Source organism: Peribacillus sp. P4_D6, assembly GCF_056401795.1.
In genome coordinates this window covers 1-15,004 of the sequence record NZ_JBFUIQ010000095.1, presented here as the reverse complement: position 1 = coordinate 15,004, position 15,004 = coordinate 1, and the positions used below count along the sequence as shown (strand labels likewise).

The window sequence follows — 15,004 nt, the reverse complement described above, 5'->3', positions numbered from 1 at the left end:
CTTTGCCATACAAAAAATCCCCTCCAGATTGACAGTTAAGAACATTTTATCATGTTCTCTTTTTTCTCTGTCTACCTGAAGGGGATAATACCAATCTGCCCTTCTTTTTTAACAGTTGGAATGACTCTTGATTGCCTAGACTAGAACATTATCATTACGACYAAACGTCCAACATTATATCCCGCTAATATAGATACTTGCTTTAATAAAATTATTTTGTTCATTAAATTAATAAAGTTTTAAAATTGATTTTCAAGGTATATCCCTCTTTCATAGTCGTGCTAATTAAATTTTTTTTAAGGGGACAGTCCCCATTAAAAATGGGAAAGGAACCCGGTATGACTGCATACAGACAGGGGACTGTTCCTATTTCTAGAAATAAAAAACCGGGCGGCATCAGCCGTCCGGCCCATTCTGTATTCCATTATTGTTTGCGATGTTCAAAGGTTTTACATGCCGTTTCCTCAACATTGTCAGCGTCATTGTTATCAAGGCCCACGACATAAATGGAGTCGGCAACACATTGATTCCCCTCGGCCCAGTACGTACAATTCTCTACGTTACACAAAACTTCGAGTTTCATAAAATGTCTCCTCCTCTTTATCGTTTAGTAACATATCCCCGTTTTTATATATGGATAAACTCACATAAGCTTTTTCCTTCTTCTATGGAACTACCCAAATGTCTGTAAAACCAAGCTCACACTCGCCTTCTTTGCTGACGATAAGAGAGCAGATAGATTGGAATTCACCATGCCTTCAGCTGTTTCTGGAGGCAATTATCAAAAGTCTGACGAAGTAGCCATACCTACTTAAACTAAGCAAGCTAATAGGATGTCAATATCTTTCTCTAAAATTTTCAATTCCCTTATGATATACTATTTTTGTTCATGACAAATAACCCTCCAAAACCCTTTTGGAAGGGTTTTTTCTCTATATCACAAAACCGTTATTTGGCTAAATCCAAAAGTTTTTTCAGCCGTTTTCATTTCCTGAAATAAAATTTAAGTCATTCTACCTTAACCTTAATTTTATCAATGGCATTATACCCATAACCTTTTTTATTCCAGAAAGGTAAATTAGGTTGAATTTGACCAAATGAATCTGTTGCTCTGGATTTAATCGTGTACTCACCTTTTTCTGATATATTCCATTCGAATGACCAACTAACCCATCCATAACCAACATTCTTACCAGGTAATATATCGGCGTTACTCCATGTATAGCCATCATCCATACTAATTTCCACCTTGGTAATAACTCCTTTTCCTGTCCATGCAATCCCTTTTATTAAATGCACACCTGTATTAATTTTTTCCATGTCCAGCGGTTTTTGGATAGTCGAATTGATATTTATTGCAGTGACCGGAAATGCATTTTGGTCATTGTCTTTATTTGGATAATACATATAATCAATGGTTTGAAAAGGCCCATTGAAAGTAGTATTAATAACACTTATCTGCCTTATCCACTTAACAGATGCCATTGCATACCACTGCGGAACGATTAATCTCAATGGATAACCATGTTTAAAAGGAATTGGCTGGTTATTATACTCATATGCAATGATTGTATCCTCATGCAGCRCCTTCTCGATAGGCAAACTCCTCGTGTAGGTATAAACCTCATCCAGATCGGTCCTAAGGCCATAATCATATCCCTCTACGACAACTTCTTTTGCCCCTTCTCCTATTCCAGATATTTCAAGTAACGTCCGTAATGGTACACCTTTCCACTTCCCTTGACTAATGGCCCCCCTTTTCCCATTGTTCTCCAAATGTTATAGGTTCGAAGAGATTACGCTTGTCTCCTGAGCATTCCAGGACAACTTCAACCGTTTTGGATGGATATTGAAGAATGTCTTGCATGGATAGCAGTAATGGAGCTGATACTACTCCATTTATAGGAAGCCAATAGTTTGAATTAGAAAGTGTCGGATAAGTAAAGTGGTTCCTTCTAAAAAATAATTGGTTTTCCACACTATCATTATTGATGAATTGAATGGGTGTCTCCTGATTTTCCGGCAGCAAACTACGCGTAGTTAAATAGGCTCTCACTTTTTGAGGTTTTGTCATGGTTCCCTCCTTATTAATATGAATCATTATAGATGTATACTTCGTTACTGCCCACTTCATCCTACACACCATCCTGTTTTAATCCAGTTTGACTTATCCTACGGCCGAATCCTTTGATCCATATTTGAATGCTATTTACTGTGCATTTTCTTGTAATAAGTAAGGTTAGGGGTCATTTATTTTCCAGTCTTTAGGATATTAATCCAATTGCACTTTTTAGTACTTTCGGTGCTTTTTTAATTCCTTCCGTTCCAACAAAACTGCTCGCACTCGCTATTAATATGCTTGAAGAAATGAATTTGACCACATAAAAAATTCCTGATCCAATAATTAGATCCAGGATTAAAAACCTTTTAATTGTTGAACCTTTTATTATATAAATAACGATTTGGTCGTTTTTCTTCATACTCAGAATGTTCACACCCTTATCTTTTTCTAAATGTTATGTCAAAGAGGGGTTGTCATATTCTTCTGCATCTTGTCTTTACTATTTAATAAGAACTGCTTTCTGTTAGCGTCGGGCATAAAAATCCTTAATACAAGAAACGCTCACAAAAGGTCTCTGGATTGCTAATCGTTCTATGATTTTTGAAGGAAAAAGYTGTTAATAAAGAAGAGCTATAGTATAAACTTGATGTATTCCCCGGATAACGGACACATAAAAAAAGTGCCCCTTATCCGGATTTTTATTCACTAGATGTAATTGGATAGGGGATTATAGTGGACCCTCCCCTATAATTAGTGCGGTAATCTACATAAGGAGACAACCATGTATATTTGGAATATTAACAAACTTGTCAAGGCGTTACAGGCAGGAACAATAACTGGCAAACAAAAGAAAAGATATCGGATAACTTTTTGGGTACTAGTTGCTCTTACAGTGTTTTCACTGCCAGGAGTTTATAACCCTTCATCTATGAATGGATATGATGTTATTGATCTAATTTTATTTTTTATTATCAATATGTTTGCAATCTATCTTTTAGTCGGTATTTATAAAAAGAGAATGAGGAAAGAATAAGATTTCTTCTTACCCTTTTTTGGCTTACTGATTCCACTGTTTTTACGTAACAGCATATGGACCATACTTTTAACTATCATTGGCTCAATTTACATTGTCTTATTTGCTCCTTATCATTCACTTGAGGAAACTAATGTTTTCGATGTGAGTATTAATGCTATAGTCGAAATTGTCATGAATATTATGTTTGTCCATTATTTTAAGAAGATATATAACTAGGCAGCACCTATTTTGGTGCTTTTTTTAATTTGACTTCACACTTTCACTTCTTCCTGACAGCTTCATTCATGCCTTATAGGTATCACGTTTCTTCCTATTAATTAAACGAACGAGAATCAAAAATGAAAAAAATTTGCTTCTTATCAGTTTCTTAGTACTAATCTCTTTTTCTCCTAATAAACTTAATAAACTAACTATTTAGGAGGGGTGCAATGTTTAATCAAAAACTGGATAATATTAGTCCGCTTATTTGTAAAATTAATGACGTCACTTACCAAAAGTACCATCTATATAAGAAATCATATGAGCGGGAAGTTTTCGTAATAAAAGATTACGGTGAAGACCGCGGTATTACCAATAAAAGTATTGCATTATTCGAAGCAGTCAAGGATCATTTTGATCGTTTTAAAATTGCTAAAATTACTAAAGAAATTAATAAAGATAATATTTTGCTCGATAGCGATCTCATCCTTATAGACAAAAAAGGAAATGAGCTACACCTTTCTGGTTGTAGTTGCGGGTATGCTGGCACTGGTTCACAGGGGACAGTTGAAATTTTGAATAAGGCTGGATTCGAGATAGATAGAAGGTTTGTGTTTTGTTCAAAAGGATTCACTCTTTTTCATCCAAATGAAGAAAAAGAACTTTATGGCGAACGTTTATAAATTATCCAGATAACGGTCTATATCTATCATTACCTAATCTCCTCAGCAAGATATAAAATGGAAATGAATGAAATAAAAAATAAAAAAGCCTTGGGAACTGATAAATCAGTATACCAAGGCTTTAAAGCTATTAATACATTGACATTAATTAAAGATCATTAACGAAACTCGGGATATATCTATGAAGAACAGCAATATATCGACGAAATTCAGGATATATCTCCGAAAAACAGCAATATATCGTCGAAATTCAGGATATACCCCCGAAAACAGCATTATCTACATTTCACTGTTAATTACAAAACCTGTTATTCCTCAAGCATGCCCTTCACTCGTTCTACTTTGTCTTCCATCCTGCGTTCTTTATCACGACGGTCATCGATTCGGATATTCGTACAAACTCTAGCAAGACCTTTTTCGAAAGGTACTTCGTGCATCGCTTGGATCACTTCAAACAATTTAGGCAGGTCGCCTTCAATGATTGTATTCATGGGTGTCAATTGAAAACGAATTTCCCCCTTCTCTTCATATTGCTTTAATACTCTTTGAATATCCGCCACATAGCTGCTAACACTTGGAGTTTGTGTACCGACAGGAATAACCGTTACATCAACTATTGCCATTCTTATTCACCAATCCTTTATATGTATTTCAATCAAGAAGCATCCATCCTATAGAAGACGGATGTTTTTTACTATTATAACTCAAACTTCGCACCTGGGAAATTTAAGAGGAGCTTTGAAGTTTGCGATTCGTGAATCAAAGCACTTCTACTGGAAAGTAAAATACTGTAGAATCGGTCAATTAAAAAAGGAAGCGTTGATTTTTTAAACTTTTCCTGATGATTAGGTCATTAGCTGCTTCTTTTATACATCCCTTACGAGTAGAACTGGATGTATTCCAGTTCTACTCATTTTGGTATTCCAGCTAACAAATCCACCTCTATTAAAATAGAGGTGGATTTGTTTTAGATCGATTTATTATGCCTTATCTTTTCATTTATATAATCCTTATAGACCAACACAGCAACAACAATAAAACTTAGACTTACAAGCCTGTAGATCATCTCTAAACTGATCCATTCTGCTAAAATACCTAATACAAACGCGCTAACTCCAACACCAACGTCAAAACTGGAAAAAAAGGTTGCGTTGGCTGCTCCTCTTTTTTCTTCACTTACCTTTTGAACAGTCCATGTTTGTAAACATGGCATAACGGTACCATAACCTGCCCCAAATAAAATCGCAGCAACGATGAGTTGAGATTCATTTGTCGTATATGACAGGATAACAAGTGAAAAGAATCCTAACCCAGCCGCCATAATGATAATAGACCAAGGTCCTTTTTTGTCATACCATTTTCCGGTAAAAGGACGTAGTAAAGTTGAGACAGTTGCATTGATAAGGAAGAATAAAAAAATATGATCTACTTCCCTTTGCTTCCCAAAAAGAACCAAAAATGTGATGATAGCCCCAAAACCTAGTGTTGTAATAACCGTAAGTAACGCTTGGAACCAAACGTCTTTTTCAAAAATCATATCCAAAAAGCGAAATGGCTTCTTCTCACGCTTTACAATAGTAGGTGAATAGACAAATTGAAGCGCAAGTACTGCCAATAAGCTCAATACGGCTGATGACCATATCAATATATCGAAGGAAAAAGAGTCATAGATAAGGATACCTATACTCGGTGCAACGATAGCCCCGACCGTTGTGGATATGGAAAAATACCCTATTCCTTCTCCTAAGCGTGTCTTGGGAATAAAATCCACTACCATTGTACTGTTAGCTGTGGTTGATCCCCCCCATGCCGCACCATGGAAAATCCGTAACAATAGAAGAAGCCATATCATATTAAGAAACGGATATAGTATTGTAATGACCATTAAAGCTGCACTTGCACAAATGGCCAAACTTTTCCTCTGGTTATCCATTAAATAGTAACCTACAAAAGGCCTGAATAAAACAGCACCTACCGTAAATAATGATGTTACTAGACCAACTTGAATGGAAGATGCATTCATGCTTAACAAATAGGCAGGCAAAATAGGAAGCAACATTTCAAACCCAATAAAAACTAAAAAGTTGCTTATAAATAAAAAAAGAAATGATTTATTAAAGATTCTTTGATTTTTCATATGATTATTCCTCGCTTCTAAATTATTTTTTTCTAAGTTAGAAGCGTTCGGAACACCGAAACATTTTTCAATTGCCTAAGGTTTTTAGTCAATTGACTCACCCTCTCTAAACCCCTTAAAAAATTTATCAAACAATCATAACAGAACCTACCCTTATAAACAAGCAGCTCTATTTTAAATAACTTTATAGGATGGAATTAAGTGAGGAAAATCATTAATGTAATATATAAATAGCTTGTGATTATTTAGGTTGTGACGGGAAAAACCCGGCACTTTCTAAATGAGTAAAAAGTTATTCGGAGCAATATGCTTTTTTCTACTGTCAATTAAAGCAATACAGTGAGCCAATCGCTCTACCCCTAGTTTAATTTGACTCTCGTTCACTTGAGAGATGCATAAACGAACGAGATTCTCCTTTTTATATTCTGCTAAAAACATTCTGGAGGCATCATCAACATATATATGCTGCTCGTTTAGCATATGAACCACCTGTTTTGCTTTCACATTCTTGGGCAAACTGATGGAAAGATAGAATCCGGAATTCGGTTTAGAAAAAGAAGTATTAGCCGGCAGCAATAATTCACATGCTTCTTGAAGGATTTGCATTTTAGTTCGGTATACCTCTTTTACATTTTTGAGATGATTATTAAACATACCGCTTTTTAAATAGATTTCTAGCGCACCTTGAGAAAGTGCTGAACTATTAAAATCCGAACTGAATTTATAACGTAAAAAGTTGTTCATCATTAATGCAGGAAGAACGACAGTCCCAATCCTTAGCCCTGGGAGAAAAATTTTCGAAAGGCTTTTAATATAAATCACTCTCCCAGAAGGATCAAAAGAAAATAAAGGATCGGATTTTGGATTTGGATCAAGGTCTCCTAAAATATCATCCTCCACTATGTATACATCGTATTTTTCTGCTAACTCAACGATTTTTTTCTTTTCGCCATTTGTGTAACTATGTCCAAGTGGATTGTGAAATCTCGGGATAATATAGAAAAACTTTATATCATTATTTCGAAAAATGTATTCCAGTCGATCAAGATCTATTCCTTTCATTGATAATTCGATCCCAAAAGTGGTCGCTTGATGCAGATTGATGGACTCGATAAATCCAAAATAAGTAGGCTGTTCAATTAGAATATTGTTTTTTCCATTTGGAAATGGCATAGAAACTAATAAATGGAGGGCTTGCTGCGAGCCAGAGACAACGACTAATCTTTCTGGTTTAGTGAAGACCTGTAAATTCTCCAGATATTTCACCAACTGTACTCGCAGTGAGTAAAGCCCTTGTTGATCAGAGTATGTAAATAGCTCTTCTTTGTAATGATCAATTGCTTGATTCATACAATGTTGAAATTCTACATAGGGCATAACATTTTTATCTGGACCGGCAGACAAAAAATCAATCACCCCATTTTCTTCCGCCGCTTTTTGATAATCATTCACAACATAGTAGCCGCTTTTAGGAACAGAATAAATTAAATGCTCTTTTTCAAGTTCGTCGTATGCTTTAATGACCGTATTCTTGCTACATGAAAAATACTCAGCTAACTGACGAACAGAAGGAAGTTTACTGCCTGCATTTAGCGAACCACCTGCTAGTCGAAGCTTAATTTCTTCCATTATCTTAATATATTTTGAGTTCATCACTTAATCCTCCTTAAACTGTACCAGGTCAGATGGGTAAAAAATGGGTTTATTTTTATTGTATGTACTCATAGTATGTTAATTATAGCAAAACTGTTTTTTATGATAAATAAACAATGGTACAGATGTGATACAAAATATAAAGATTGGGGTTGGAAAAGATGCAGGGAGTAACCAGGGAGAAATTAGGATTATTGTTGGGATTAGTAGGCGTCATTTGTTTTAGCTTAACGCTCCCCGCTACAAGTATTGCTGTAGAGTATTTTGGGACTACGGTCGTCGGTTTAGGAAGAACGGTTGTTGCTGCTATTTTAGTAGCGGTGGTATTGATCGTTCGAAAGGAAAAACTGCCTTCTCCAAGTCAATTCAAAAGTCTACTTATTGTAGCTGTTGGTGCAGTTTTAGGATTTCCTCTCCTCACTTCTTGGGCAATGGAATCCTTGCCTGTTTCTCATGGAGCTGTGGAAGTAGCACTGTTACCGTTAGCAACAGCTGGATTTGCTATGTTTAGAGCAGGTGAAATCCCTTCAATCAAATTCTGGGTTTCAAGTATAATCGGCTCTTTAGCTGTCATTATGTATGCACTTCATCTTGGATTCGGCCAGTTGCAATTAGCCGATTTAGCTTTACTGGCAGCTGTGATCATACTGGGACTTAGTTACGCAGAAGGGGGGAAATTAGCGAAAGAATTAGGTAGCTGGCAAGTGATTGCATGGGCCATTATGATCGGTGCTCCATTTTTCATTATTCCAGTTGGGCTGAACCTTACAACTGAAATGCTCCATGCCCCTATCCAAGCTTGGGTTAGCTTAATTTATCTCGCAGTGGTTAGTCAATTTCTAGCATATGTTGCTTGGTATAGCGGAATGGCAATGGGCGGGATAGCAAGGGTTAGTCAGATTCAATACTTACAACCATTTTTGATGATTGTATTTGCAACAGTTTTTCTAGATGAATCCATTACATTTTTCACCATTGTAACAGCAGTGATTGTTGTCTTTTCTGTCATATTAGGCAAAAATGCTCTCGTAACAAAAAAAGTAGCTGTATCAGGGAAAAGCTAACTGCATTTAGAACAACCGATTCCAATAGAGGAAAGAGACCGACAGTCATAAATATAGATTCAAAAAAAAAAAATCAACAAAATAAAAGGGAAAGTTAAGTTAAATCAAAATCATCCATTGTAAAGACAAAAGTTAATCGTTGATCAACTGAAACGAATTTCGAATGCGGATGACTAACAGAATTCATTATTAATGAAATCAAAGAACAGAATGTTACTGCCTAACAAGAGTGTTGATAAAATAAGGATTAACGCTCTTTCTTTTTTCAAATTAGGCTTAAATCTCGTAGTGTAAAATCCTTATATGTAAAAGCTTCCATATTCATTATGTCTCCTAGATCCCATGACTTAGTTTCACTGGTTTCTTAACCGGTTTCTTAACTTGTCATGGTTCATCTTTCACACCGCCATAAAAAAGCACCCAAACCAATGGATGCCTTCTCCTTTTATTCATTAATCTTGAATTCTTTCAATAGATCATTCCTATACGAAATTGCATCTCGTTCAAAAACTTTTTTAAACCTGGTTTCGTACTCTTCACGGGTTATTAGACCTTTTTCTTCCAGTAATTCAACTATAGTTCTAACCCTTACTCTACTCGACACTAATTCGTTTGTCATATTAGACAATAAAATACTGATTTTCTCATCATCATTCATTTTCTCATCCCCTTTGTTTAACTAATTTGACAAAATGGACTAATTCCCTGCAAAAAAAAGCACCCAAAATAATAGATGCTAGTGTTTTTAAACAGGTAAAATAAGGGTGGTGTTTGTTCCTCTTTTACACCCTCATATAAACTATGAGCCATACCATCACACCATATTATGGAAAATACCAATGCGGCCTATGGTAATAATGCACCTTTTACTCTATGTAAACTCCTTCAATCTTTGCTACATAAAATAATGAATGCACGTTAACAGGTAAGAGTTCATGCTATGGGATATATAAATTCTTCTCTCGTTTTCTCCATTTGTATTTCATTAGTCTTTGTTCCCTTCTATATATTTTTCCATTCATCAAGAAATTAACAAACAGTTTGTCATCTTATTATCAAAGGACAATAGTTCCGCTAAACGTTCATCCACAACCTTATTATTACCCGTGCGGAAAAGAACATCATTACGATTAATCTGCCCTTTGTCCTAAAGGTCTTTAAGATTCACTATTGGTTGATATTTCTTTTTATCACTCATCTATTATACCCCCGCTGTTGTTCCGGGATAAGACTTTCAAACTATCTTTCGGAAAAGGGCATCCCGATTCTCTATTTCCCTTCTTTGTCCGCTCACGCTTGAACATTCCTTATTGTAAGCCATCCCCATCGCCGTCCACATGTGTCTGTTCCTTGTCTAATGCCTCATGAAAATCGTTTCGATTAAATGTTAGCTCTCAACTTAAGGATCCATTCAAAAATTCCATTCAACATTTAATCGATCTTTTTGAATAGATTTCACTTATAAAAGCCAGATTATTAAAATATATGAGTGATACAAATGAGGGTCCTACATGAATCAAGCTGGTGTTAACGAAAAATATAAGGTATCGCCATTTTATGTGTTTTTTTTAGTGCATTCCATGCAAACTGGATTAGGCGTATTGAGTTTTCAAAGAGATTTGGCTAAAGCGACGGGAACCGATGGCTGGTTATCCATACTCCTAGCTGGATTGATTGTTCATATATTAATTTGGGTAATCTATAAGATATTTAGTTTTGTTCCTGGCGATATAATCTCCACTAATAATCATGCATTCGGTAAATGGATTGGTAATTTCTTCAGTCTTTTATTTATTCTTTACTTTTTTGTCCTTGGAATGACGATCATAATCGGTTATATAAATGTCATTCATGTTTGGATGTTTGAAGAGGTACCTTCTTGGGCATTTGCTTTGGTTTTCCTTATCTTGATTTATTATATAAATACAGGGGGTTTCCGAACCATTACGGGTATTGCCTTCTTAACTGTAATAGTTTCATACTGGCTTTTATTTGTACCTTTTTATGGTTTTAAATACTCTGATTTCAACGGTTTTCTTCCTATTTTCCATCATAATTTATTCGAAATAATGAAAGGAACTAAAAGTTTTTCATTATCCATGCTTGGATTTGAAATGATACTGATGTATTATCCGTTCATCAAAAATGCTGAAAGATCTCAAAAGTATGCTCACGGAGGAGTTGTGCTCACTACGTTATTGAGCTTATTACTTTATTTTGTATCGATAGTCTTTTATTCACAGAAACATTTGACCCTTACTCTATACCCAACACTAACATTGACCAGTATTATTGAGTTGCCCTTTATTCAACGGTTCGAATACATAACTGTTTCTTGGTGGACCATCATTATCATACCCAATATGGTCATTCCTTTGTGGGCTGCCAGCAGGGGGATCAAGCGCTTATTCAATGTCCAGCAAAAGTATCCCTTATGGGGAATGTCCATAATCATACTACTTGTGAATATACTTTTTTATGATATCGATTCCTTATATATATTAAATAAAATAATCAATCCCTACATCGTATGCTTCATTGTTATATATTTGCCTCTTCTTTTTGTTTTCATAAGCATTAAAAAATCGCGGAACCGGTTATGAAAAAGTTTGAAATTCCTAGTGATACTGTATTCTGCTGTTCTTAAAACGAGCCCACTATCACGAATTGTCGCCATCAGATAAATATCAATTCCTTCACCAAATAAGTTCGGGCTAGGAAAACAAAAGGAAGACCACTTATTGTGGTCTCCTTTATACCCTTTGGAACTAAACCAACTAATAAGAAGTAAATATCTTTCACAAAAAATTTCTTTTCCATTTGAGGCTGCCAAGCGACTTGGAAACGAAGAGATAGTCGATTTGTTGAGTACGAATATATAAGAATAGAAATTCCATGTCCTATTTACAAATCTATAAAAGTAGATATAATAGTTGTTATGGAACCTTCATTAATTTATAAAGCATTATCAAACGATACTAGACGTCAAATCTTATTATGGCTAAAGAATCCAGAAAAGTTTTTTGACGAAAAGCCTTATTTAGAACAAGGAATTAGTTTTCAAGTTGGAGTATGTGTAGGAGATATCCAGCTCAAAACTGGCTTAGCCCAATCTGTTGTTTCTAGTTATTTATTAACTATGAAAAATGCAGGATTATTAGAATCCGAACGCATTGGGAAATGGACGTATTATCGGCGAAATGAAAAAAAAATACAAGAATTTTCCGATTATGTCCAAAACGAAATATAAAGTGAAACTTGAATCAGTGGGAGTTTTCTTTGCCCTCACTGATTCTTAGTCTTCTCGAATTCAGCTTTTAAAGGAAGCCGGTTCTCCACCTCACCATTTTGCGAACCTTACTGCTATTTCATGCAAGACAAATAGAAAGGAGGATTTTTTTTAAGATTTCATATCTAATTATATAGATATCTATTATTGTATGTTTAAATAAACAAGAGAACAATGACATTTTTAGTGATATCCCCTTGCAACAATACCCAACTATTTTTTACGTTAATGAATTGGATCCCTATAAATTTTAAGCATTTATGTATACATACTATTAAAATCAATATAAGAATGGAGAATTTTATAAATGAAAAAAGTAAACCATCTACTTATTATTATGCTAGCAGTAGGTGTATTTGGAATTATTACAACAGAGATGAGTATTGTCGGCGTATTACCACAAATCACTCAAAAATTTGGAATTTCAACTGCACAAGCCGGATTATTAGTAAGTATATTTGCTCTAGTTGTTGCGATTTCTGGACCATTTTTAATACTGCTCGTATCTGGGATTAATCGTAAAATACTTTTATTAACTGCAATATCTATTTTTGCTATCTCTAATATGATTTACGCTTATACAACACAATTTGAAATTATGCTCATTTTTCGTATTCTACCAGCAGCACTTCACCCACTCTTCTTTTCAATCGCTCTTGTAACTGCTGCTAAACTTGTCCCTCCAGAAAAAAGCGGTCAAGCAGTTACAAAAGTTTTTACGGGAATTACTGTTGGATTTGCTTTAGGTGTACCATTGACTTCTTACCTTGCAGAACAGTTTTCATTAGAAATTGCGTTCCTATTTGGAGCATTTGTAAATGCTCTCGCATTTATCGGAATAATGATTTTGCTTCCTTCTATGCCCGTTGAAGAAAAAATGTCTTTTGGCAAGCAAATTCGTATATTGCGTAAATCAGCATTATGGTTAAATATCGCAACTGTTACCTTTCTTTTTGCAGCCATGTTTTCAGTTTACAGTTACTTTGCCGAGTACCTTGCAAAAGTAACAGACATGAATAGCTCTCTCATCAGTATCATGCTATTCATATTTGGTGTCACAATGATTTTAGGTAATCAGTTATTTGGAGTTTTTCTGCAAAAAGGTATAGTAAATACCGTTATATTTTTTCCAATTTTATATTCAGTCGTTTATTTATTGGTTTATTATTTAGGGTCTTATCTTGTTCCAATGATTTTTATGGTATTCATTTGGGGAATCGTACATTCCGGCGGTTTAATTGTTGGTCAAACATGGTTAATAAGTGAGGCAAAAGAAGCTCCGGAATTTGGCAATAGCTTATTCGTCTCGTTTTCCAACCTTGGAATTGCTTTAGGAACCTCTATTGGTGGCTCGTTCATTTCTCAATTAGGCATTCACCAGCTTATCTGGAGCGGATTCACATTTACACTGCTTTCGTTTTTATTGATCATCATAAAACTAAAATTTTTCAACTCTAGTAACCAAGCGTTGTTATCAAACTAACATCATCTTATATTCATACGATCATGTTGCTTTGAAATAAAGTTTGATTTAATTAACGCTTTCAATTTTGATATAAGTTCAAATATAAAGAGCATGTTTAGAGATAAAAGATTGATTAAAACATGCTCTTATTTAATATTATTTTTTAATCCTGCGAATAAGAGAGTATTCGTGAGCATTATCTATTAAACTGAGGGAGTTTATTAAGATTAATCCTTTTTTCGGCAAGCTATCCTCCATTAAACATTATTTCATGTGAACTGAATCATTTCGCAACGCCAAACAATTTGGTTTTGTACAGCGATCTAGTTATTAAGCAAACGAACTCATTTCCCTGTTCAATCACCTAGTAGCATTTTCAAAGTAAAAAAAAGAAAACTAAATATTATACTAATTTCTAATAGCGACAAACAAGCCTCCGGCAGCGAATATAAGGGGTTATTTATTCCTCTCCTTTAATTTAGAAGATGTTGTCTCAGTAGTTTCGTCAAGACCATTAAGACTTTCTTAATGGTGTTAAAATCAGGGTAATCGCCAGGAAAATATGCTTAACGTTGTACATACACATTTTCTTGACGCTACCCCTTAAACTGAGGGAGTTCAATAAGAAACATAGTTATTTTATAGGAATAAACCACACATCTTCTTCTCCATATACATCTCCTGTGGGAAGAAAGCCAAAACGTTTATATAATTCACGAGCATTTTCGTTATCTTTAAATACGGTTAGACGAATTTCTTTACAAATGGTAAACCTATTTGCTATCCAATGAACCATCTCAGACAATGCCGCCCTACCATATCCTTTACCCTGATAACTCTCATCAATTATGAATCCGTTAATCCAATACATATTCGTCGTACTTTCATCGTAAGCATGCATGATAAAACCGACCATTATCTCTTTGTCATAGATGGCAAAGGGCAAATAAACAATGTTATCCCCGTCTGGTTTAATATAAATTTTGGCAAGTGATACGGCTACAGGCGGTACAAAGTTACTTTGCTGTTTCTTAACTTTTAGTGCTAATGCCTCTTCCCAATTTTCTCTCGTAACACATTTCAAATGTACTTTCATAAATTTCACCTCTAATCATAATCTGACATTACCACTTTATTAAATTCACTACTGACGCTGAAATACCTTGTTCAACTAACCTCCCTCTATAAACATTGATGTATCAACGGTTTGCACCACTCGGTATATTAGGGAATTTATTTTTTTATTCTACTTTTAAACAGAGTATTGAAATTCTGGTTTTTATTAGTAAATTGAGCGTACGCTTCGCTAAAACTAATGGAAATCATTAGCTATTTTCTCCACTATGTGATGCACAATAGATCTCTGCGAAACTTATGATGACGTACCCTCCCATGTCTCTTAGCGTCATTTGCGCTT

General features: G+C 34.9%; 15 protein-coding genes. 6 read left to right on the top strand and 9 right to left on the bottom strand.

Annotated features, from left to right (window positions below; all coding sequences use genetic code 11):
- Window positions 1–424: 424 nt before the first annotated feature.
- The 4 genes from AC1DVB_RS20415 to AC1DVB_RS20400 form a co-directional block, all read right to left on the bottom strand.
- Window positions 425–583: a DUF1540 domain-containing protein gene (locus AC1DVB_RS20415; protein ID WP_065421195.1), complete on the bottom strand. Its 159-nt coding sequence runs from the start codon at window positions 581–583 to the stop codon at window positions 425–427.
- 425 nt (window positions 584–1,008) lie between these two features.
- Window positions 1,009–1,776, bottom strand: coding sequence for a molybdopterin-dependent oxidoreductase (locus AC1DVB_RS20410; protein WP_477590698.1), 768 nt, complete (start codon window positions 1,774–1,776; stop codon window positions 1,009–1,011).
- Window positions 1,745–2,074 (bottom strand): molybdopterin-dependent oxidoreductase, encoded by a 330-nt coding sequence (locus AC1DVB_RS20405; RefSeq protein ID WP_477590696.1) that lies wholly within the window; start codon window positions 2,072–2,074, stop codon window positions 1,745–1,747. Before AC1DVB_RS20405 ends, AC1DVB_RS20410 begins: the two co-directional genes overlap by 32 nt.
- 190 nt (window positions 2,075–2,264) lie before the next feature.
- On the bottom strand, window positions 2,265–2,486 hold the full coding sequence (locus AC1DVB_RS20400) for a hypothetical protein (protein ID WP_095395746.1): 222 nt from the start codon (window positions 2,484–2,486) through the stop codon (window positions 2,265–2,267).
- A gap of 357 nt (window positions 2,487–2,843) precedes the next feature.
- Here AC1DVB_RS20400 and AC1DVB_RS20395 point away from each other — a divergent pair, with 357 nt between their 5' ends.
- A complete protein-coding gene (locus AC1DVB_RS20395; RefSeq protein WP_477590694.1) occupies window positions 2,844–3,095 on the top strand; it encodes a hypothetical protein in 252 nt (83 codons plus the stop codon).
- A gap of 431 nt (window positions 3,096–3,526) precedes the next feature.
- Window positions 3,527–3,979, top strand: coding sequence for a hypothetical protein (locus tag AC1DVB_RS20390; RefSeq protein WP_477590692.1), 453 nt, complete (start codon window positions 3,527–3,529; stop codon window positions 3,977–3,979).
- 308 nt (window positions 3,980–4,287) lie between these two features.
- On the opposite strand, the gene AC1DVB_RS20385 is transcribed toward AC1DVB_RS20390, so the two are convergent.
- The 3 genes from AC1DVB_RS20385 to AC1DVB_RS20375 form a co-directional block, all read right to left on the bottom strand.
- On the bottom strand, window positions 4,288–4,602 hold the full coding sequence (locus AC1DVB_RS20385) for an MTH1187 family thiamine-binding protein (RefSeq protein WP_057276246.1): 315 nt from the start codon (window positions 4,600–4,602) through the stop codon (window positions 4,288–4,290).
- Between the two features lie 344 nt (window positions 4,603–4,946).
- Window positions 4,947–6,116 carry an MFS transporter gene (locus tag AC1DVB_RS20380; protein WP_057276247.1) on the bottom strand — a complete coding sequence of 390 codons (1,170 nt, stop codon included), beginning with the start codon at window positions 6,114–6,116 and terminating at the stop codon, window positions 4,947–4,949.
- Between the two features lie 276 nt (window positions 6,117–6,392).
- Window positions 6,393–7,769, bottom strand: coding sequence for an aminotransferase-like domain-containing protein (locus AC1DVB_RS20375; protein ID WP_057276248.1), 1,377 nt, complete (start codon window positions 7,767–7,769; stop codon window positions 6,393–6,395).
- Window positions 7,770–7,930: 161 nt separating this feature from the next.
- On the opposite strand from AC1DVB_RS20375, the gene AC1DVB_RS20370 reads away from it, so the two are divergent.
- Window positions 7,931–8,833 (top strand): DMT family transporter, encoded by a 903-nt coding sequence (locus AC1DVB_RS20370; RefSeq protein ID WP_477590689.1) that lies wholly within the window; start codon window positions 7,931–7,933, stop codon window positions 8,831–8,833.
- 445 nt (window positions 8,834–9,278) lie between these two features.
- On the opposite strand, the gene AC1DVB_RS20365 is transcribed toward AC1DVB_RS20370, so the two are convergent.
- Window positions 9,279–9,491 carry a hypothetical protein gene (locus AC1DVB_RS20365; protein ID WP_057276250.1) on the bottom strand — a complete coding sequence of 71 codons (213 nt, stop codon included), beginning with the start codon at window positions 9,489–9,491 and terminating at the stop codon, window positions 9,279–9,281.
- A gap of 853 nt (window positions 9,492–10,344) precedes the next feature.
- On the opposite strand from AC1DVB_RS20365, the gene AC1DVB_RS20360 reads away from it, so the two are divergent.
- The 3 genes from AC1DVB_RS20360 (at window position 10,345) to AC1DVB_RS20350 (ending at window position 13,605) form a co-directional block, all read left to right on the top strand.
- On the top strand, window positions 10,345–11,436 hold the full coding sequence (locus tag AC1DVB_RS20360) for a GerAB/ArcD/ProY family transporter (RefSeq protein WP_057276251.1): 1,092 nt from the start codon (window positions 10,345–10,347) through the stop codon (window positions 11,434–11,436).
- A 335-nt stretch (window positions 11,437–11,771) separates the two neighbouring features.
- Complete coding sequence (locus AC1DVB_RS20355) at window positions 11,772–12,083, top strand: ArsR/SmtB family transcription factor (protein ID WP_034315369.1); 312 nt, start codon at window positions 11,772–11,774, stop codon at window positions 12,081–12,083.
- Window positions 12,084–12,429: 346 nt separating this feature from the next.
- Window positions 12,430–13,605, top strand: a complete 1,176-nt coding sequence (locus tag AC1DVB_RS20350) for an MFS transporter (RefSeq protein ID WP_057276252.1) — start codon at window positions 12,430–12,432, stop codon at window positions 13,603–13,605.
- Window positions 13,606–14,221: 616 nt separating this feature from the next.
- On the opposite strand, the gene AC1DVB_RS20345 is transcribed toward AC1DVB_RS20350, so the two are convergent.
- The gene (locus AC1DVB_RS20345; protein ID WP_057276253.1) at window positions 14,222–14,683 is read right to left on the bottom strand and encodes a GNAT family N-acetyltransferase; all 462 of its coding nucleotides are present in this window, start codon (window positions 14,681–14,683) and stop codon (window positions 14,222–14,224) included.
- Window positions 14,684–15,004: the final 321 nt, after the last annotated feature.

Excerpts from the sequence above, each read along its gene's own strand:
- AC1DVB_RS20415 (WP_065421195.1), bottom strand. The coding sequence starts at position 583 with ATGAAACTCGAAGTTTTGTGTAACGTAGAGAATTGTACGTACTGGGCC.
- AC1DVB_RS20405 (WP_477590696.1), bottom strand. The coding sequence starts at position 2,074 with ATGACAAAACCTCAAAAAGTGAGAGCCTATTTAACTACGCGTAGTTTG.
- AC1DVB_RS20395 (WP_477590694.1), top strand. The coding sequence starts at position 2,844 with ATGTATATTTGGAATATTAACAAACTTGTCAAGGCGTTACAGGCAGGA.
- AC1DVB_RS20390 (WP_477590692.1), top strand. The coding sequence starts at position 3,527 with ATGTTTAATCAAAAACTGGATAATATTAGTCCGCTTATTTGTAAAATT.
- AC1DVB_RS20385 (WP_057276246.1), bottom strand. The coding sequence starts at position 4,602 with ATGGCAATAGTTGATGTAACGGTTATTCCTGTCGGTACACAAACTCCA.
- AC1DVB_RS20380 (WP_057276247.1), bottom strand. The coding sequence starts at position 6,116 with ATGAAAAATCAAAGAATCTTTAATAAATCATTTCTTTTTTTATTTATA.
- AC1DVB_RS20375 (WP_057276248.1), bottom strand. The coding sequence starts at position 7,769 with ATGAACTCAAAATATATTAAGATAATGGAAGAAATTAAGCTTCGACTA.
- AC1DVB_RS20370 (WP_477590689.1), top strand. The coding sequence starts at position 7,931 with ATGCAGGGAGTAACCAGGGAGAAATTAGGATTATTGTTGGGATTAGTA.
- AC1DVB_RS20365 (WP_057276250.1), bottom strand. The coding sequence starts at position 9,491 with ATGAATGATGATGAGAAAATCAGTATTTTATTGTCTAATATGACAAAC.
- AC1DVB_RS20360 (WP_057276251.1), top strand. The coding sequence starts at position 10,345 with ATGAATCAAGCTGGTGTTAACGAAAAATATAAGGTATCGCCATTTTAT.
- AC1DVB_RS20355 (WP_034315369.1), top strand. The coding sequence starts at position 11,772 with ATGGAACCTTCATTAATTTATAAAGCATTATCAAACGATACTAGACGT.
- AC1DVB_RS20350 (WP_057276252.1), top strand. The coding sequence starts at position 12,430 with ATGAAAAAAGTAAACCATCTACTTATTATTATGCTAGCAGTAGGTGTA.
- AC1DVB_RS20345 (WP_057276253.1), bottom strand. The coding sequence starts at position 14,683 with ATGAAAGTACATTTGAAATGTGTTACGAGAGAAAATTGGGAAGAGGCA.